This is a genomic window from Roseobacter sp. MED193, assembly GCF_000152965.1.
Taxonomy (GTDB): domain Bacteria; phylum Pseudomonadota; class Alphaproteobacteria; order Rhodobacterales; family Rhodobacteraceae; genus Pseudophaeobacter.
This window is the reverse complement of the sequence record NZ_CH902583.1, coordinates 2,424,706-2,441,808: the sequence shown is the minus strand read 5'-3', so window position 1 is coordinate 2,441,808 and position 17,103 is coordinate 2,424,706. Positions and strand designations below refer to the sequence as shown.

The following is a 17,103-nucleotide window of genomic DNA, read 5'->3' as shown; positions in this document are numbered from 1 at the left end:
CCCAAGTGATCCACAACACGAAAAAACCCCGCCAGAGTGGCGGGGCAAGGTGCGGTCTGCGTGTTTCAAGCTGCGTCACGTTAGTGACACAGGCACGCAGACCGTCAGTTAACTTGGATGATTGTGAAAACAGTGGCAGGCCTAGTTCTGCATTTCGGCCCTGATCTGCTGGCGCAACACATCGATGGGCACAGTCTGGCCATCACGTTTGAAACACCAGTAGGTCCAACCATTGCAGGATGGCGCGTTTTCCAGATGGGCGCCGACCTGATGGATTGAGCCTTTGACATTGTCACCAATCAGCGTGCCATCGGCGCGCACCTTGGCTTTATGCCTTTGGTTCATCGAATAAAGCTCATCTCCAGGGCGCAGCATACCGCGTTCTACCAACTGGCCAAAGGGCACCCGCGGTTCGGCACGTTTGCTGGTCGAGACCTGCAATGCCTCGCGGTCGAACTTGCGCACGGACTTGATCCGCTCGGCTGCCACTTTGCGATAGCTCTCTTCCTGTTCGATACCGATGAATTCACGGCCCAGCATCTTGGCAACTGCGCCGGTGGTGCCGGTGCCAAAGAAGGGGTCAAGAACCACGTCACCGGGGTTGGTGGAGCCCACAAGGATGCGGTGCAACAGGGATTCTGGTTTTTGGGTCGGATGGGCTTTTTCGCCATCCTCGTTCTTTAGCCGTTCATGGCCGGTGCAGATCGGCAGCACCCAGTCCGAGCGCATCTGAATACCCTCGTTCAGGGCCTTCAGCGCTTCGTAGTTAAAGGTGTATTTGCCACCCTCAGATTTAGACGCCCAGATCATCGTCTCATGGGCGTTGGTGTAACGCTTGCCACGGAAGTTCGGCATCGGGTTCGACTTGCGCCAGACCACATCATTGAGGATCCAGAAGCCCTCGTCCTGCATCGCGGTACCGACGCGGAAAATGTTGTGATAGGAGCCGATCACCCAGATCGCACCATTGGGTTTCAAGATCCGACGAGCCTGATGCAGCCAGCGGCTGGTGAAATCATCATAGGCCGCAAAGCTGGAGAACTGATCCCAGTGATCATCCACCGCATCGACCTTGCTGTTGTCGGGGCGGTGCAGCTGGTTCTTCAATTGCAGGTTATAGGGGGGATCCGCGAAGATCAGATCGATGCAGTTGTCCGGCAACCCGGCCATCACGTCGATACAATCGCCGTCAATAATCGTGTTCAAAGGGAGCGCCGCGGCGCCCTTCGTCATTGTTTTAGTCATTTGCTCTGCCTCAAAACCATTCGGCGCATTTTTGCGCTCATTTTGGTTATCCACAGGATGAGTCATCCTGGATTCGAGGTCAATTTGTTTTTTAGATCAGCCCTCTGCGGTTCACTCTTGATACAATATCTTGTGTACCGGCTTAAAGGACCTGCGATGATGTGGTGTCACCCCCAATTCGACAAGCGCCTCTCGGTGTTGCTTTGAGGGATATCCGGCGTTCTTCTCCCATCCATATCGTGGAAACTGTTGCGCCAAATCCACCATGAGATTATCCCGCGCCTCTTTTGCCACGATCGAGGCTGCCGCTATTGAGACTGATTTGCCGTCTCCTTTGACCACTGCTTGCGCGTCAATTGTCAGGTCACGCGGGATCAAATTGCCATCAATCAGAAGGTAATCGGGCGGCGGATCCAAGGCCGCAACAGCACGTTCCATCGCCAGATGCGAAGCGCGGAGTATGTTAATGGAATCAATCTCTTCAACGCTGGCCTCAGCAATCGACACCTGCGCGCGGGCAAAGATCTCCTTTGCCAAAACCACGCGTTTTTTGGCGCTCAGTTTTTTGGAGTCATTCAACCCTTCGGGCAGGTCAGCCATATCCAGGACAACGGCTGCCGCCGTCACCGGTCCGGCAAGGGGGCCGCGGCCAACTTCGTCGACTCCGGCAACCCGCAGGTAGCCCTTTTCGTGGGCGGCGATCTCTAGGGAATTATCTGGCTGTTCCATGGTCTTGTCAGACCCAAATTTCGCAGACTTTGCAAGCGCCCCAACAGAAAACTGCACAAACAACCCACAAAAAGAAGGGGGCCAAGGCCCCCCAAGTCTGCTCGACATGTTGCGTTTGGGCCACTTATGGCCATGCCCCCTAGCGATTGACCATGCGATATCCATGCTTGTTCAGGCAGCGTGGCTTGTAAGCGGTGCGATTATTGTGGCCGTTCCAGAAGGTCACTTTGCAGCTTTGTGGCAATGAGCCCACGTGGTCATAATTGCGACGCAGGCAGCCCAGCGCCACCAGGGATTTACCGTTTCTGTAGTTGGGGGCAAACTTCATGCAATGCGCCGGCAGATCATAGCGACCAAAGCGGTGCGGCAAAGGGCGGGGTCTTGGCGTCGGGTGGGGGCGATGCGGGCGGGTAACGGTATCATGTCGCCGGTCACGCGTGTTGTGATCATGGAGTGCGGCCCCAAGAATACCCAGGACTGCCAGCCCCGCCACTACCTTGCCAAAGTCCTCTCCGGCCTGGGCCGGCCCGGAAGACACACCGGTAATGGCCAGCGCAGCGGCCAGAATGATGGCGATGAATTTGCGGTGCTGTTTAGGTTGGTGGCTCTGTGTCATCGGAGTGTTTCCTTGTTATCTTCTGTCTGTTGATGCCCCTTTCGAGGGCGACAAACCCGCTGTGCTTCAGCTGTTTTGGCGGGCTCAAATCCTATGCCCTCACAGTCGGCCAATGCCGTTCAGACAGGCAATAACAGCGCTATGATATCGAATAACCATGGGCTCAAAGAGCTGTTGTTATTGAATTTCACCGGTATTTCGGCGCAGGGTGACGATATGAAACACGCTCTTGCCATACCCATTATATGTGCCGCCCTGCTGATGGCGGCTGCGCCTGCACAGGCCGCCGATTGCTATGCCGATTACAAGGCCAAGCAGAACAATCCGTTGAAACTGCATTACGGGGTCATTCAGATCCGGGGCGCTTGTAACAAGGCCGCTGCCCAGGGGGAGATTCAGTCTCGAATCGCGGCCTCCGGCTGGACCCTGCTCAATGTTATGTCCGTCTTTGGTCCCGAAGGCCTGCAACGAAGGAAGGCCAATGCCGGACCTTACTATCTCCGTTTCTGAGGCCCGCTCCGCAGGCAGCCGTATCATTACCTTTGGTATCGTGTTCATCGCTGCGCTACTGGCTATCGCTGGGACAGTGCTGTTGCTGGCTTTGCCTGATGCGAATGCGTTTAACGCGCGGGTGGAACGGCTCTTTATCGAAAACGATCTGACCACCCAGGCCGAAATCAAGCTGCTGGAGATCCTAGCCCAATCTGGTACCGCCTTTGCCGATACCCTCGCCAGCTATCGGGTGGTGATCTTTGTCCTGCTGATCTTTGCAACCGCGATGATGATCGTCGCCCTGGTGGTGCTGGCGATGCTCGTCCTGCTCAATCGGCGTATGGCCCAGATTGAACGGGCCGGCATCCAGGTGACCGAGCTGCTGATCAGTCGCGAGGAACATACTGTCTACCTCAACAATATGGGCTTCAAACTCACGGCAGCCGCGATGGAGACCCTATCGGCCCTGGCTGAAGCCCGCATGGATGATGATGTGCTGTCGGGGGCCGAGATCGAGGCGGTGATTTCCGGCAAACACAGCAGCGATTGCGAAGAAGCCGCAGGCGCCACCCGTATCAAACGGCTGCGCGACACATTGGGGAACCAGATGGTGAGCGAATTATTGGTCAAAAACATTGCCAAACGTGGCTATGTGCTGGCGATCAGCAAGGATGTGATCCGCATGGTGTGACCAGAACTTCACCCTAACGGATACAGGTCGCTCTGGTCACATCTGTGCGAGGAGGGGCCGATTTGGCATCAAAACACAGGGCCTGTGCACAGATGATCCTTCCAGCCACTGGAAATTCATCTCTTTGGCCCCACATATAGGCCTGCCTCCCAAGGGGAGGCGCCTTGGGGAATCTGTCACTGCCCTGAGGCTCCCACAGGCCTCTCGGACAGCGGGGGGACAAGAGGATAGCTCTGATGAACGCCCATGTTCCCTCCCCCCCAAACAGTGCCGGCCCACAGAAACGTGGACCGCACAATCGTGGCTACGGCATCTTGGTTGAACCACTGCGCGGCGAGGTCCAGGTGCGACGCGGTGGTACTCTCTTAGCTCAAAGCCGCCGCGCAAGAGTGATGTATGAAACCCGGCTTCAGCCCACCATTTATGTTCCCCGTGACGATCTGGTGGTGGATATCTCCACCAAGGTGGGGTTGCAGACGTTCTGCCCTTTCAAAGGCACTGCATGCTATCATGATCTTAAACTGGAGGATGGCCGCGTCGACAATGCGGTATGGATCTATGAAAATGCCCTGCCAGAGGCGCGCCAGATCGAAGGACATGTGGGCTTTGTCGCAGACCCCAATACCGAAATAGACCTCGGCACCAACCAAATTGCGCCGCCCGAATATGGCAATATCTCTGGGCCATTGATCGACTGGCTGCTGCGCGAAGCCGCTTTTCTGCCAACCCCTGAGGACTTCACCAAGGCCTTTTCCCAAAAACTACTGGAGCAAGGGGTTTATCTCTCGCGGCTTTCTGTGCTGGCCTGGTCTTTGCACCCGCAGATCGCCGGCAAAAACTTTATCTGGGAAAAAGCCAGTGATGAGGTGACCATCTACGCCCCCAGCTATGAAATCTACGAACACCCCGCCTACAATGCCAGCCCCCTGCGCCATGTCTCCAAGGGATTGGGGGGCGTGCGCCACCGCATTGATGACGAAGACAGCGAGGATGCCTTTCCCATCCTCAGCGATCTGCGCGCAGCCGGAGCTACAGACTATGTCGCTATGCCGCTGCCCTTCTCTGATGGTCGGATCAACGTGCTCACCGTGGCATCTGATCATCCAGATGGGTTCTCCACTGCCAATCTTGGGCTGATCTTTGAATGTTCCGCCGTTGTCGCCCGCTATTACGAAGTTTTCATGCAGCGCGAAAACGCCCAGTCCCTGTTGGAGACCTATGTAGGTAAACGCACCGGTGAGCGCGTTCTGGGTGGCAAGATCCGTCGCGGTGAAGGCGATGAGATCGACGCCGCCATCATGTTCTGTGACCTGCGAGGTTCGACGCTGCTGGAGGAGCGGCTGGGGCGGAGGGCCTACATCAAGCTGCTGAATGCCTTTTTTGAAACCGCCTCGACCATTGTGCATGACAATGGGGGCGAGGTGCTGAAATTCATCGGTGACGCGGTGTTGGCGGTGTTTCCTGTCAGGACTGCAACCCGTGAGGAAACCGGCGTGGATGCAGATTTGGCGCGGACCCAAGCGCTACATTCTGCCCGCAGCATTGCTCCGGCTCTCACTCAGGTTGCGGCAGAGCACGACCTCGCGGAGCTCGCATGCGCCAGCGGCATCGCCTATGGAACCGTCACCTATGGCAATGTTGGCTCACGTGAACGGCTGGATTTCACCGTCATTGGCCAGGCCGCCAATATTGCCGCCCGTCTAGGGGACTACGGTAAGACAGTGGGACAACAGATCATTGTAAGCCGGAATTCCCTGCCCGGAAGCTGCCAGGATTCCACAGCCTTGGGTGCCCTGAACCTCCACAATGTCAGCCAACCAGTAGAAGCCTATGCTGTCAAACCGATGCGCGTGGCGCCCGCGGTGCAGCCTCAGGACGGTCCTAACGGACCACCACCTGCCCCGGAACCTGTCTCTCGGTGAGTATTGCGGGCCCCTGCAGGCCACAGCTAGCGACGGGGAAGCCCCGGCTTACCCTCGCGAGGGGGGCAGCAGTAGGGGGCCTTGCCCCCTCGCGTCATTAGACGCTCACCCCCAGGATATTTTTGGCCAAATGAATAGGTACTAGGCTCTTTAACCAGTTTTGGCTGATCGGTTTTCGGTGGTTACCAGGCTGCGCTGTACTGCGTCGCCCATGGAAATCAACACAGGCGAGGAGGCCTGACGCAGCTTGAAACCGGCCTTATCCGACATCCCCCGCCAGTCCTGATGCACCAGAGACTGCGCGACGGCCCCGCCCAAAGTGGTCCCGGGTCCTGTGACGATAAACAGATCCGGGGCAAACTCCTGTGCGGCCACCTGGACCGCGCGGGTAAAGTCATAGCTCTCCACCACCTGATGCCCGAGGGTATAGTCCCAAAGCGAGGCCAGATCGCTGGATTCCGGTTGCCAGATTGCACCGCGCCCATCCACCAGAGGCACCGCAGGCTGCGTCAGCATAGCCCCGTCTAGGCGGTCACGCCCTTCGGCCGCTACTGGTGCCTGCAAATGTGTGTGGAACCCAGCATGGTTGGCCAGCCGCATCGGAAAACGGTCTTCGATCTGGGGCACGACGCTTTCAAAGGCCGTCAAGCCGGCCTCATCCCCAGCCAGCACCAGCATGCCGCCGAGATCAATCGAGAGGGCCAGCGTGTGGGATTCGCGGGCATTGATCTGATCCACCAGCGCCAGGAGTTCTGCCTTGCGTGCCGCATCTGGGCGCCAGTCATCACCCGTAAAGGGATAGACCAGCTGCCCGCCAATCAGATGCTCCTGCATCAAGGTTCCCATGGTGTTCACCAACTCAAACCCATCCTGCGCCGACAGCGCCCCGGCGACCGCCAGTGCGATGTACCACCCCATAGAGTTTCCAGTCACTGCCACCACTTCAATATCATCCGCCAGGGACTGTGCATCCGCCAAAGCGCTGGCATAGATCAACGGCGAGGCGATATCGCCGCGCGAGTATTTGGAGACCGAGAACCGCGTCGCCCCATCCAGAGCAGTGACCTCTTCTTGGCCCGCAGCAGCCCGCGCCGCATCAAAACCCGCAAACAGGCCGGCTTTGTCGGCATGGTGGCGGTGCAGATAGCCCAACTCAGGCTTATTATAGGTGCCCCTGCCTGGGCAGATGAGAACAGCGGTACGGGTCATGCGGTCTCTCCTACCAGGTTGAGCGCGGCGGCCAGGATGCTTTCTTTGGAGGGCAGTGTGGCGGCATAGGCCGGGCCGGTGGCAATAAAGCAATCACCTGCCGCATGGCGGGCTAGCGAAGAGATGCCTTGCTCGACGAAGAGCGCCATCAGTGCTTCGGATTGGCTACCGGTAGTTCGGCATTCGTCAACGATGAGTACATGTTTGCAACCCTTGGCAGCAGCAATCAACGCCTCTGCCGGCAATGGAGCCAGCCAGCGCAGGTCTATGATGCGGGTCTTGATGCCCCGCGCCTCGAGATCCGCCTGTGCCTGGGTCGAGAGGTAGCGCCCATTGCCATAGGTCACGATGGCCAGATCACTGCCTTCCCCATGCTGACCGACCTCACCCAATGGGATGCTCTGGTCGGGCGCCGGATAGGGCCGCATCCAGCCGCCGTCCTTGGCTGCGTGAAGATCCCGCATCGGGTAGAGCGCGATGGGCTCAATAAAGACCACCACCCGCTGCTCTTCGCGCGCCAGGCGCACCGCCTCACGCATCATCAGTGCGGCTTCGGCTCCATCCGATGGGCAGGCAATGATAATCCCTGGGATATCGCGCAGCACCGCCAGGGAGTTATCGTTGTGAAAATGGCCGCCAAAGCCCTTTTGGTACCCCAACCCCGCGATGCGCAGCACCATCGGGTTGCTAAACTGACCATTGGAGAAAAACGGCAGCGTCGCCGCCTCGCCGCGCAGCTGGTCTTCGGCATTGTGCAGATAGGCCAGAAACTGGATTTCCGGCATCGGTACAAATCCATTGTGGCCCATGCCGATGGCGAGGCCCAGAATGGATTGCTCATCCAGCAGCGTATCGATCATCCGGTCTGGGCCAAATCGCTGATGCAGCTTTTGCGTGACGCCATAGACGCCGCCCTTGCGGCCCACGTCCTCGCCCATCATGACGATCTCGCCATGCTGCAGCATCAGATCGGTCAGTGCCCAATTGATCAGGCGCGACATCGGTTGCGGATCTGCCATGGCACGGATGTCGCTGCCAAAGGCCTCGGCCCGCGCTTCTTCGCTGGGGCCGTTGCTGGACGCGCAGGCACGTTTGGGCGGGATCAGGCTGGCCACCACATCCTCGCCGGTCTTCAGATGCGGCCGGGTCACGACCTCGGCGCGGATGCGTTCCACCCGGGCGCAGGTATCCATGTAGATCTTCAACGCCTCTTGCGGCTTGAGTGCCCCGGCCTCATCCAGCAAGCGCACGGTATGCAGCAGCGGATCGTTTGCCTCATCCGCCTCAACCTCGGATTTGGGCAGATAGGTGGTGGGCACATCGGCGCCCGCATGGCCATATAGGCGCACTGTGCGCAGATGCAGAAAGGCGGGTTTCTTACGGCGGCGCACATAGTTGGCGGCCTCCTGCGCCACGGCATGGGCGGCATAGATGTCCAACCCGTCGGCCTGGAAGTATTTGATGCCGGGGCGCGCCCGCATCGAGGCCTCAATCCAGCCCTGCGGAGTTTTGGTTGAAATGCCAATGCCGTTATCCTCGCAGACAAACAGCAGCGGCAGCGGTGTCGACTGTACCGAGGTCCAGCCTGCCGTGTTTATAGCCCCCTGAGCGGTGGAGTGGTTGGCCGAGGCATCGCCAAAGGAACACATAACAATGCTGTCGTCGCGCAGGACCCGATGTTCGGGCGCGTGGCGTTTGGCAGCACCGATGGAATAGGCCGCCCCAACGGCCTTGGGCAAATGGCTGGCAATGGTCGAAGTCTGCGGCGGGATCATCAGCGCCTTGGAGCCCAGCACCTTGTGACGTCCGCCGGAGGTAGGATCTTCGGAAGAGCATGCAAAGGACAAGAGCATATCCCAGGCGATCCGCTGCCCCGGCACCTGGTCGGCGCGGGCAATCTGGAAGGCCGCATCACGGTAGTGCAGAAAGGCCATATCATCGGGGCGCAGCGCCCGGGCCACTGCCGCCATACCCTCGTGCCCAGAAGAGCCGATCGTGTAGAAGCCCTGCCCTGCCTTTTGCATCGCTCGGCTGGTGATATCGAGCGCCCGGCTCAACACCTGCGCGCGATATATGCCCACGGCCTGTTCGGGTGGGAGGCCAGCCAATGGTGCTGTGCCCGGTGGCAGGTCACCGCGGCCAACTCGGTCCAGGAAGTTTTGATGCACGATCTGAGCACGATCCAATGGCAACCCCTTTGCTGTTCTGACCTGAGTTATCGGTCAGAACAGTCATGAATTCCAATGAGTTTAACGGCTCAACTCATGCCGTTTCCGCATGATTTGAGCCTAAATCTCTTAGAGCTGGGAATGCCAGTCCTTGATCGCCTGACCGATTTCATCCGGGGAATCCTCTTGAATGAAGTGCGAGCCCGCCACGGTGACCTCTTTGAGGTTGGGAAAGCTGCGCACAAAGTCCCGCACAGGTCCGGCGATCAGCGCGCCAGGCTCGGCATTGACAAAAAGCTTTGGCACCGATGTTTCGCGCAGCCAGGCGGAATAGGCCTCGACGATTTCTGCCACATCCGCCGGGTCGCCGCCAATCGGAATTTGCCGAGGCCAGGTCAGGGTGGGACGGCGATCTTCGCCTGCGTTGGCAAAGGGCCGACGATATTCAGCCATTTCCTCCTCATTCAGATCGCGCAGAATGGATCCCGGCAAGATGGCCTCAACAAAAAGATTCTTCTCTAGCACCATCTCTTCGCCCGCCTCAGAGCGCAGGCTTTGGAACATCGCACGCGGCGCTTCAGGGAAGCTGTCCCAGCCCGGTACAGGCGCCACGATCCCTTCCATAAAGGCGATGCCCTTTAACGCTTTGGGGTGCATATGCGCCCAGTGAAAGCCCAGACCAGAGCCCCAGTCATGGATCACCAGCGTGACATTTCCAGTCACGCCCAACTGCTCCAACAGGGCGAAAAGATATTTGCGGTGTTCGACAAAGGTATATCGATCAGGACCGCTCTCTTCGAGTTTTTCCGAATCACCCATACCGATCAAGTCCGGCGCAATCAGACGTCCGCGCCCGGCCAGATGCGGCAGGATATTGCGCCAAAGATATGAGGAGGTCGGATTGCCATGCAAAAAGACAATCGGATCCCCTTCGCCCTCTTCAATATAGGCCATCTGTTTGCCAAGCACGGTGGCGAATTTCTTTTTGTCTCGAAAATTCTGCACCATCTGTCATTCTCCACTCTTGATGATCTCCCTGGTAAAAAGTTATTGGAACGATCATTCCAAAACAAGGATGGATATGGCCCGCGCAAAATCTCCCTCACGTCACGCCCTGGTGGATTCGGCTCTCAAACTGTTTTGGAAACGAGGCTATCACAGGGTTTCCATGGGCGACCTGGTGCGTGAAACCGGCGTCAGCCGGGGCAGTCTCTACAGTGACTTTGCCGGCAAGGAAGCGCTGTTTCACGCCTGTCTGGACCGATATCAGGAAACGGTGGTGACCCCCGCCTTTGGGGTGGTTGAAACCAAGGGCGCTGGGCTTGCAGAAGTGGGGCAATATCTCGACAACCTGCTGGCCCGCAACGCCGCCCATCCTGATGCAAATACCGGCTGTCTGGTGCTCAACACCCTAGCCCAGATCACCCCGCAGGAGAGCGATACAATGACGCGCCTCAGCGCCCATGGAAGACGCCTGCACAAAGGGCTGCATCAGGCTCTCTGGCAGGAGAATCAAAAACATCAAAAGCTGGATGAGGCAGAAATAGAAGCCCTGGCCCGTTTTACTCTGATATCGATTCAGGGGCTCTGGGCCCAATCGCGCGGCAGCAGCGACAGCGCCGCCCTGCGCCAGTACTGCGAAACCTTGCTATCGCTGCTCGCCAGTCGGATGGGCGTTGAACCGCTGCACGGCACATGACGGATCATTCGGTTGCCGCAACCCTTCCCAGCGGCCCCTTTCGCTTTATCGCGCTGGATGTGGAAACCGCTAGCCGCGATAGCGCCAGCATCTGCCAGATCGGAATTGCCTGCGTCTGTCATGACAACCACATCAGGAGCTTTACCACCTATGTGAATCCTGAGCAGAGCTTTGCCCCCTTCAATACCGAGCTCCACGGGATCGACGCTCAAACCGTGGCCACTGCCCCGCGCTTCCCCGAGGCCTGGACGATGCTTAAACCCCTGTTGGAACTGCACCATTTGGTTCAACACAGCAGCTTTGACAGCAGAGCAGTTTCCGCCGCCTGTCGTGCCTATCGCATGCCCAATGCAGACCTGAGCTGGAGCGACAGCGTCAAAATAGCCCGCAAAGCCTGGCCCGAGTTCAAGGGCAATGGCGGCCACGGGTTGGCAAATCTAAAACAGGAGCTGGGCCTCAGCTTTCAGCACCACGACGCTGGCGAAGATGCCCGCGCTGCCGCCCAGGTAGTGCTCCTCGCTGAGAACCGTTTGGGGCAGAGCTTTGATCTGATCAGCGGCACCACCCGCAAAGCGCAATTTAATCTGCCGCTTGGGAGGAGCTAAGGAATTCTCGGTGTGAGCACAGTATGGATATCTGAACAGAGACTGGCCAGCTCCGCTCTAGAATTCACCCCAATTTGAAGAATTACCCACGACCAATCACGCAGAAAATTAACTCGATATTTCACCCCAGCAAATTACCGTTTTCGCACAATCTGATGCCTCAATAGGGCGATAAATCGAGGAATGTGAATGGAACTTAATGGTAAAGCGCGGGCCCTGGCAGCTGCAGTTATGTGCAGTGCTTCGTTTTTGGCCTCCGAATCGATGGCAGAATCAGTACAGCTCACCACTTTGGAATGGCCGCCCTATGTAAATGCAGATGGATCGGGCAATAGCACGGATAGGGTCCTGGAAATTCTTGCGGGTATCGGGATTGAAGGCACTGTGAAGGTCTTCCCTTGGAACCGCGCCGTAAACTTGGCTGCAAAGGATCCCGCCTGGTTGGGTGTCTACCCTGAATATTATTCTGAGGCAGATGATGCAGACAAAGGTGGGGAACGTTGCTTCTACTCCAAATCCTTTGGCACTAGCCCGGTCGGCTTCGTGCAGCGCACTGACGCACCTATCACCTGGTCCGACCATGCCGATCTGACAGGATACACCATTGGGGTTGTTGCAGGCTATCTAAACGAATCGCGTTTTGATGCCATGGTTGCCAGCGGTGAGATCCAAACCCAAGAGGTGACAGCAGATGATGCGAACCTCAAAAAGGTTGCAGCTGGACGTATTGATGCTGCTGTGATCGACCGCGAAGTCATGGCACACCTGCTTGCCGAAATGCCAGCAATCTCCGGTCAGTTGGAATTCAACGCCACTCCCTTGGCGGAACACGGCCTTCACATCTGTTTTGAAAACTCAGAAGCGGGCCGTGCCCTTCGGGATCGGTTCAACGCGGCTTTCTAAGCTGCTTGACGGCACAACCCAAGGCAAAGGGCTCAGATTCATCTGGGCCCTTTTTGCTATCCCACGTCAAACCAATTGGTCTTTTTCGGAAAATTGAGCCCCAAAACGACGAAAGCCTCAGGCGTTTCCGCCTAAGGCTTTGGTAAAGTGGTGAGCCGTGATGGGTTCGAACCATCGACCTACTGATTAAAAGTCAGTTGCTCTACCAGCTGAGCTAACGGCCCACTTTATAGTCGCGGTCTAAGTGATTTATCCAAGAGGATCAAGCGCTTAATTTGCTGCCGAGATGCAAGTCCGTATCGTTCTTGCCGCCTCGATTGGCGGCTGTCTACGGTTAGGACGGCGACTGGTCAACCCCTTTTTTGAACTTTATGCGTCACAGACTGGATTCATTTTCTCTGCAGGTCTATATGCCCGATATGAGCATGTATTCAGAACCACAGTTTCCCTTCATGAAGATGCACGGGCTTGGCAATGACTTTGTTGTTGTTGATGCGCGAAGCCATCCATTGGAAATCACCCCTGCCCTGGCGCGGGGAATCGCCCATCGCCAGTTTGGCGTTGGTTTTGATCAACTTGCGCTGATTGAACAGGGCAAGGGGGATGCGCATCTCACCTTTTTCAACGCAGATGGCTCGACCTCTGCGGCCTGCGGCAATGCCACCCGTTGCATTGCCCGCCACCTGATGGATGAGAGCGGCAAGTCAGAGCTGCATCTTACCACAGATCGCGGTGACCTGTTTGCCTGCGACGCCGGGAATGGCCTCACTTCCGTCAATATGGGGCATCCGCAGCTGGACTGGCGGGACATTCCCCTGCGCGAAGAGACGGACACGCTCGAGCTGCCCATTGAAGGCGGACCAACCGCCACCGGCATGGGCAATCCTCATTGCACTTTCTTTGTAGAGGATGCCGGCCTCATCCCGCTAACGGACTTTGGTCCACGATACGAGCACCATCCGCTCTACCCTGAGCGGACCAATGTGCAGGTGGCCCACCTGGTCGGCCCTGACCACATCCGCATGCGCGTCTGGGAGCGGGGGGTGGGTGTGACACTGGCCTCTGGCTCCTCTTCCTGCGCCACCGCCGTAGCCGCCGCGCGCCGGGGGCTCACCGGGCGCCGCGTACAGATCGACTTGGATGGTGGCACGCTCTGGATTGACTGGCGCGACGATGGCGTCTGGATGACTGGTCCGACCATGCATGTCTTTTCCGGCACGTTTACCGCCGCCTTTCTCGAAAGTCTCTGAGCCATGTCTGCGCCCAAGTTCACCACCCTCGGCTGTCGCCTGAATGCCTATGAGACCGAGGCTATGAAAGAGCTGTCCCAGGCCGCTGGCCTGGAGGATCTGGTGGTGGTGAACACCTGTGCGGTCACGGCAGAGGCTGTGCGCAAATCCCGACAGGAAATCCGCCGGTTGCGCCGCGACAATCCACAGGCCCGCATTGTGGTCACCGGCTGCGCCGCCCAGACCGAACCGGAAACCTTTGCCCAGATGGAAGAGGTCGATACCGTTTTGGGCAACACCGAAAAGATGCAGCCGGAAACATGGAACGGCATGGCCGCCAATTTCATCGGCGAGACCGAAAAGGTCCAGGTCGATGACATCATGTCGGTGACAGAGACCGCCGGCCATTTGATCGATGGTTTTGGCACCCGGAGCCGTGCCTATGTACAGGTGCAAAACGGCTGCGACCACCGTTGCACCTTTTGCATCATCCCCTATGGCCGCGGCAACTCCCGCTCGGTTCCGGCGGGCGTGGTTGTGGACCAGATCAAACGCCTGGTTGATCGCGGCTACAACGAGGTGGTGCTCACCGGCGTCGACCTCACCTCTTGGGGCGCCGACCTGCCCACCACGCCAAAACTCGGCGATCTGGTGATGCGGATCCTGAAGCTGGTTCCCGATCTGCCCCGGCTACGGATTTCATCCATTGATTCGATCGAAGTGGACGAAAACCTGATGCAGGCCATCGCAACCGAGCCCCGCCTGATGCCGCATCTGCACTTGTCGCTGCAACATGGCGACGACATGATCCTCAAACGCATGGCCCGCCGCCACCTGCGCGAGGATGCTATCCGCTTTACCGAAGAGGCGCTGAAGCTCCGCCCGGAAATGACCTTTGGCGCCGATATCATCGCTGGCTTCCCCACCGAAACCGAGGCGCATTTTGAAAACTCGCTCAAACTGGTCGAGGATTGTCAGCTGACCTGGCTGCATGTCTTCCCCTATTCCAAACGCGACGGCACCCCGGCCGCCAAAATCCCCAAACAGGTCAATGGTAATATTATCAAATCCCGCGCTGCCCGTCTGCGCGCAGCGGGCGAGGCCCGGGTGCAAAGCCATCTGGCAGCACAGATCGGCAAGACCCATCAGGTGCTGATGGAAAACCCGCATATGGGCCGAACCGAACAATTCACCGAAGTCAGCTTTGCCAGCCCACAACAGGAAGGTCAGATCGTCACCGCGATGATCCGCGGCCAGGACGGCAGCCAACTCACCACCTGACAGCCTGCTTTTTTCCTCATCATCTTTCCCCAAATATTCCGGGGTGAATGCGCGCCTTGCGCGCAGAGGGGCAGCGCCCCTTTGTTCCTGAGAACAAAACAAAAAGACCCCCGCAAGTCTCCTTGCGGGGGTCAATGATCATTTTGGGTCGTCAGCCTATCAGGCTGATTTTTTACCCTTATGAGGGGCCCAAAGCTGTTTGTTGGTCAGATAGAGCAGAACCGACAAAACAGTCAGGATCAGAACCCCAACAAAACCGGTTTGCTTACGCGCCATCATTTTAGGCTCAGCAGTCCACATCAGGAAGGCCGCAACATCCTGCGACATTGCCTTAACAGAATTGTCGTGCCCGTCGGCAAATTCGACCTGCTCATCCGACAGAGGCGGCGCCATTGAGATCCAGCCACCTGGGAAGGCGGTGTTCTCATAAAACAGGGTGCCTGCTTCTTCCTTTTCCTCACCAGTGTAACCGTCCAGCAGGGAGGCGATGTATTCCGCGCCACCAATGCCTTTGAACAGCTGGTTCATACCAGAGCCATAAGGGCCGTGGAAACCGGCGCGGGCCTTCGCCATCAGGCTCAGGTCAGGTGCACCAGCTGCGGTATTGGCAGGGAAGTGATCTACCGGCTTGGCAGGCACGTCCTCATCCAGTTCCGCGTCATAGACGGTGAAGTTTTCTGCCGCATAGGCCCGGACCTGATCGGCGGGCAGCGCAGGCCCCCCTTCATCAGCCAGGGTACGCAGAGGTACAAACTTCAGCCCGTGACAGGCCGCGCAGACTTCGGTGTAGATCTGCAATCCGCGCTGCAGCTGGTTTTGGTCATAGGCGCCGAAAGGTCCCTCGAACGAGAACTGGAAGTCCTCGACATGGCCGCTACCGCCTGCCGCATGGGATGCAGCAGGGATAAGGGCCAGAGCGAAGGCGGCACCGATTGCGAGTGTCTTCAACATTGGTAGCTGTCCTTCTCTCTTACTCAGCAGGCGTGGCTGCGTCGGATTTCTCGCCGTAGTGCGCGTCGAAATCTTCTTCGATTGTAGCAGGCTCTGCCAGGGGCTTCTCGATGACACCCAAGATCGGCAGGATCACCAGGAAGTACCCAAACCAATAGGCCGATGCGATCAGCGAGAAGGATGCATAGGGCTCTTCCGCCGGCATCGCGCCCAGCCACATCAGGGCAAAGAAGTCAAAGACCAAGAGGTAGAACCACCATTTGAACATTGGGCGATAGCGACCGGAACGCACACGCGAGGTGTCGAGCCATGGCACCAGAGCCATGATGGCAATCGCGCCAAACATCGCCAGAACCCCAAAGAACTTGGCGTCGATGATGCCACCAGTCACGAAGGAGGCAATCTGCACGACCCAGACTTCAGAGGTGAAGGCCCGCAGGATCGCGTAGAAGGGCAGGAAGTACCATTCAGGAACGATATGCGCCGGTGTCACCAGCGGGTTCGCCTCGATATAGTTATCGGGGTGGCCCAGGTAGTTTGGCATAAAGCCAACGATGGCCCAGAAGATCACCAGAACGACGGCCAGACCCAGGAAATCCTTGATCACAAAGTAGGGCCAGAACGGCAGGGTATCTTTTTCGACTTCTTCTTTTGACCCTTTGCGAACATCAACACCAGTTGGGTTGTTGTTGCCTGTGGTGTGGAAGGCCCAGATATGAACCACAACCAGCGCCGCGATAACAAAAGGCAGCAGATAGTGCAGAGAGAAGAAGCGGTTCAGCGTAGCGTTGTCCACCGCAGGTCCGCCCAGCAGGAATGTCTGCAGTGCTTCACCCACAAAAGGAATGGCGCCAAACAGGCCTGTAATCACGGTCGCACCCCAGAAGGACATCTGGCCCCAGGGCAGAACGTAGCCCATAAAGCCGGTTGCCATCATCAAGAGATAGATGATCATGCCGATAATCCAGGTGATCTCACGTGGGGCCTTATAGGAACCGTAGAAGAGACCGCGGAAAATGTGGATGTAAACAGCCACAAAGAACAGCGAGGCGCCGTTTGCATGAATGTAGCGCAGCATATAGCCGCCATTCACGTCGCGCATGATATGCTCAACGCTCGCAAAGGCCAGGTCAACATGCGGCGTGTAATGCATCACCAGGACGATGCCGGTGACAATTTGCAACACCAGACAGAACGCCAGAACGATGCCCCAGATCCACCACCAGTTCAGGTTCTTGGGAGTGGGGATCATGATTGTGTCGTAGATCAGGCCGACGATAGGCAGACGGCTATGCAGCCACTTTTCTGCGCCTGTCTTCGGCTCGTAATGGTCGTGCGGAATACCGGACATAGGTACGTCTCC

General features: G+C 57.6%; 16 protein-coding genes and 1 tRNA gene. 8 read left to right on the top strand and 9 right to left on the bottom strand.

All coding sequences use genetic code 11. The features are described 5' to 3' along the window. Positions 1 to 141: 141 nt before the first annotated feature. The 3 genes from MED193_RS14105 to MED193_RS14095 form a co-directional block, all read right to left on the bottom strand. Positions 142 to 1,245, bottom strand: coding sequence for a site-specific DNA-methyltransferase (locus MED193_RS14105; protein WP_039966906.1), 1,104 nt, complete (start codon positions 1,243 to 1,245; stop codon positions 142 to 144). Positions 1,246 to 1,356: 111 nt separating this feature from the next. Next, complete coding sequence (locus MED193_RS14100) at positions 1,357 to 1,974, bottom strand: ribonuclease HII (RefSeq protein ID WP_039966904.1); 618 nt, start codon at positions 1,972 to 1,974, stop codon at positions 1,357 to 1,359. A gap of 139 nt (positions 1,975 to 2,113) precedes the next feature. Beyond that, complete coding sequence (locus tag MED193_RS14095) at positions 2,114 to 2,590, bottom strand: hypothetical protein (RefSeq protein WP_009810411.1); 477 nt, start codon at positions 2,588 to 2,590, stop codon at positions 2,114 to 2,116. A 216-nt stretch (positions 2,591 to 2,806) separates the two neighbouring features. Here MED193_RS14095 and MED193_RS14090 point away from each other — a divergent pair, with 216 nt between their 5' ends. The 3 genes from MED193_RS14090 to MED193_RS14080 all read left to right on the top strand — a co-directional run bounded on the left by MED193_RS14090 (position 2,807) and on the right by MED193_RS14080 (position 5,695). Next, positions 2,807 to 3,100 carry a hypothetical protein gene (locus tag MED193_RS14090; RefSeq protein WP_039966903.1) on the top strand — a complete coding sequence of 98 codons (294 nt, stop codon included), beginning with the start codon at positions 2,807 to 2,809 and terminating at the stop codon, positions 3,098 to 3,100. After that, the gene (locus MED193_RS14085) at positions 3,072 to 3,773 is read left to right on the top strand and encodes a hypothetical protein (RefSeq protein WP_009810409.1); all 702 of its coding nucleotides are present in this window, start codon (positions 3,072 to 3,074) and stop codon (positions 3,771 to 3,773) included. The genes MED193_RS14090 and MED193_RS14085 overlap by 29 nt, the downstream gene beginning before the upstream one ends. 236 nt (positions 3,774 to 4,009) lie before the next feature. Beyond that, entirely contained in the window at positions 4,010 to 5,695 is a 1,686-nt protein-coding gene (locus MED193_RS14080; RefSeq protein ID WP_009810408.1) for a DUF427 domain-containing protein, read from the top strand. A 150-nt stretch (positions 5,696 to 5,845) separates the two neighbouring features. Here the strand turns inward: MED193_RS14080 and MED193_RS14075 are convergent, their stop codons facing one another. The 3 genes from MED193_RS14075 to MED193_RS14065 all read right to left on the bottom strand — a co-directional run bounded on the left by MED193_RS14075 (position 5,846) and on the right by MED193_RS14065 (position 10,080). Next, positions 5,846 to 6,904: an ACP S-malonyltransferase gene (locus tag MED193_RS14075; protein ID WP_009810407.1), complete on the bottom strand. Its 1,059-nt coding sequence runs from the start codon at positions 6,902 to 6,904 to the stop codon at positions 5,846 to 5,848. Further along, a complete protein-coding gene (locus MED193_RS14070) occupies positions 6,901 to 9,090 on the bottom strand; it encodes a thiamine pyrophosphate-dependent enzyme (RefSeq protein WP_039966202.1) in 2,190 nt (729 codons plus the stop codon). Before MED193_RS14070 ends, MED193_RS14075 begins: the two co-directional genes overlap by 4 nt. A gap of 111 nt (positions 9,091 to 9,201) precedes the next feature. Beyond that, entirely contained in the window at positions 9,202 to 10,080 is an 879-nt protein-coding gene (locus MED193_RS14065) for a haloalkane dehalogenase (RefSeq protein WP_009810405.1), read from the bottom strand. A gap of 73 nt (positions 10,081 to 10,153) precedes the next feature. Here MED193_RS14065 and MED193_RS14060 point away from each other — a divergent pair, with 73 nt between their 5' ends. The 3 genes from MED193_RS14060 to MED193_RS14050 all read left to right on the top strand — a co-directional run bounded on the left by MED193_RS14060 (position 10,154) and on the right by MED193_RS14050 (position 12,279). Beyond that, complete coding sequence (locus tag MED193_RS14060; RefSeq protein WP_039966900.1) at positions 10,154 to 10,771, top strand: TetR/AcrR family transcriptional regulator; 618 nt, start codon at positions 10,154 to 10,156, stop codon at positions 10,769 to 10,771. Beyond that, positions 10,768 to 11,376 (top strand): 3'-5' exonuclease, encoded by a 609-nt coding sequence (locus MED193_RS14055; RefSeq protein ID WP_009810403.1) that lies wholly within the window; start codon positions 10,768 to 10,770, stop codon positions 11,374 to 11,376. Before MED193_RS14060 ends, MED193_RS14055 begins: the two co-directional genes overlap by 4 nt. A gap of 189 nt (positions 11,377 to 11,565) precedes the next feature. After that, a complete protein-coding gene (locus tag MED193_RS14050; protein WP_009810402.1) occupies positions 11,566 to 12,279 on the top strand; it encodes an ABC transporter substrate-binding protein in 714 nt (237 codons plus the stop codon). A gap of 148 nt (positions 12,280 to 12,427) precedes the next feature. Here the strand turns inward: MED193_RS14050 and MED193_RS14045 are convergent. Next, a tRNA-Lys gene (locus MED193_RS14045) sits at positions 12,428 to 12,503 on the bottom strand. 186 nt (positions 12,504 to 12,689) lie between these two features. Here MED193_RS14045 and dapF point away from each other — a divergent pair. After that, positions 12,690 to 13,529 carry a diaminopimelate epimerase gene (gene dapF / locus MED193_RS14040; RefSeq protein WP_039966898.1) on the top strand — a complete coding sequence of 280 codons (840 nt, stop codon included), beginning with the start codon at positions 12,690 to 12,692 and terminating at the stop codon, positions 13,527 to 13,529. 3 nt (positions 13,530 to 13,532) lie between these two features. Next, complete coding sequence (mtaB, locus tag MED193_RS14035; protein ID WP_009810400.1) at positions 13,533 to 14,789, top strand: tRNA (N(6)-L-threonylcarbamoyladenosine(37)-C(2))-methylthiotransferase MtaB; 1,257 nt, start codon at positions 13,533 to 13,535, stop codon at positions 14,787 to 14,789. A 159-nt stretch (positions 14,790 to 14,948) separates the two neighbouring features. On the opposite strand, the gene MED193_RS14030 is transcribed toward mtaB, so the two are convergent. After that, entirely contained in the window at positions 14,949 to 15,740 is a 792-nt protein-coding gene (locus MED193_RS14030; RefSeq protein ID WP_009810399.1) for a cytochrome c1, read from the bottom strand. Between the two features lie 19 nt (positions 15,741 to 15,759). Then, positions 15,760 to 17,091 (bottom strand): cytochrome b, encoded by a 1,332-nt coding sequence (gene petB / locus MED193_RS14025; RefSeq protein WP_009810398.1) that lies wholly within the window; start codon positions 17,089 to 17,091, stop codon positions 15,760 to 15,762. Positions 17,092 to 17,103 lie beyond the last annotated feature (12 nt).

Excerpts from the sequence above, each read along its gene's own strand:
- MED193_RS14090 (WP_039966903.1), top strand. The coding sequence starts at position 2,807 with ATGAAACACGCTCTTGCCATACCCATTATATGTGCCGCCCTGCTGATG.
- MED193_RS14055 (WP_009810403.1), top strand. The coding sequence starts at position 10,768 with ATGACGGATCATTCGGTTGCCGCAACCCTTCCCAGCGGCCCCTTTCGC.
- MED193_RS14100 (WP_039966904.1), bottom strand. The coding sequence starts at position 1,974 with ATGGAACAGCCAGATAATTCCCTAGAGATCGCCGCCCACGAAAAGGGC.
- petB (WP_009810398.1), bottom strand. The coding sequence starts at position 17,091 with ATGTCCGGTATTCCGCACGACCATTACGAGCCGAAGACAGGCGCAGAA.
- MED193_RS14095 (WP_009810411.1), bottom strand. The coding sequence starts at position 2,590 with ATGACACAGAGCCACCAACCTAAACAGCACCGCAAATTCATCGCCATC.
- MED193_RS14085 (WP_009810409.1), top strand. The coding sequence starts at position 3,072 with ATGCCGGACCTTACTATCTCCGTTTCTGAGGCCCGCTCCGCAGGCAGC.
- MED193_RS14105 (WP_039966906.1), bottom strand. The coding sequence starts at position 1,245 with ATGACTAAAACAATGACGAAGGGCGCCGCGGCGCTCCCTTTGAACACG.
- MED193_RS14030 (WP_009810399.1), bottom strand. The coding sequence starts at position 15,740 with ATGTTGAAGACACTCGCAATCGGTGCCGCCTTCGCTCTGGCCCTTATC.
- MED193_RS14080 (WP_009810408.1), top strand. The coding sequence starts at position 4,010 with ATGAACGCCCATGTTCCCTCCCCCCCAAACAGTGCCGGCCCACAGAAA.
- MED193_RS14060 (WP_039966900.1), top strand. The coding sequence starts at position 10,154 with ATGGCCCGCGCAAAATCTCCCTCACGTCACGCCCTGGTGGATTCGGCT.
- dapF (WP_039966898.1), top strand. The coding sequence starts at position 12,690 with ATGCCCGATATGAGCATGTATTCAGAACCACAGTTTCCCTTCATGAAG.
- MED193_RS14050 (WP_009810402.1), top strand. The coding sequence starts at position 11,566 with ATGGAACTTAATGGTAAAGCGCGGGCCCTGGCAGCTGCAGTTATGTGC.
- MED193_RS14065 (WP_009810405.1), bottom strand. The coding sequence starts at position 10,080 with ATGGTGCAGAATTTTCGAGACAAAAAGAAATTCGCCACCGTGCTTGGC.
- mtaB (WP_009810400.1), top strand. The coding sequence starts at position 13,533 with ATGTCTGCGCCCAAGTTCACCACCCTCGGCTGTCGCCTGAATGCCTAT.
- MED193_RS14075 (WP_009810407.1), bottom strand. The coding sequence starts at position 6,904 with ATGACCCGTACCGCTGTTCTCATCTGCCCAGGCAGGGGCACCTATAAT.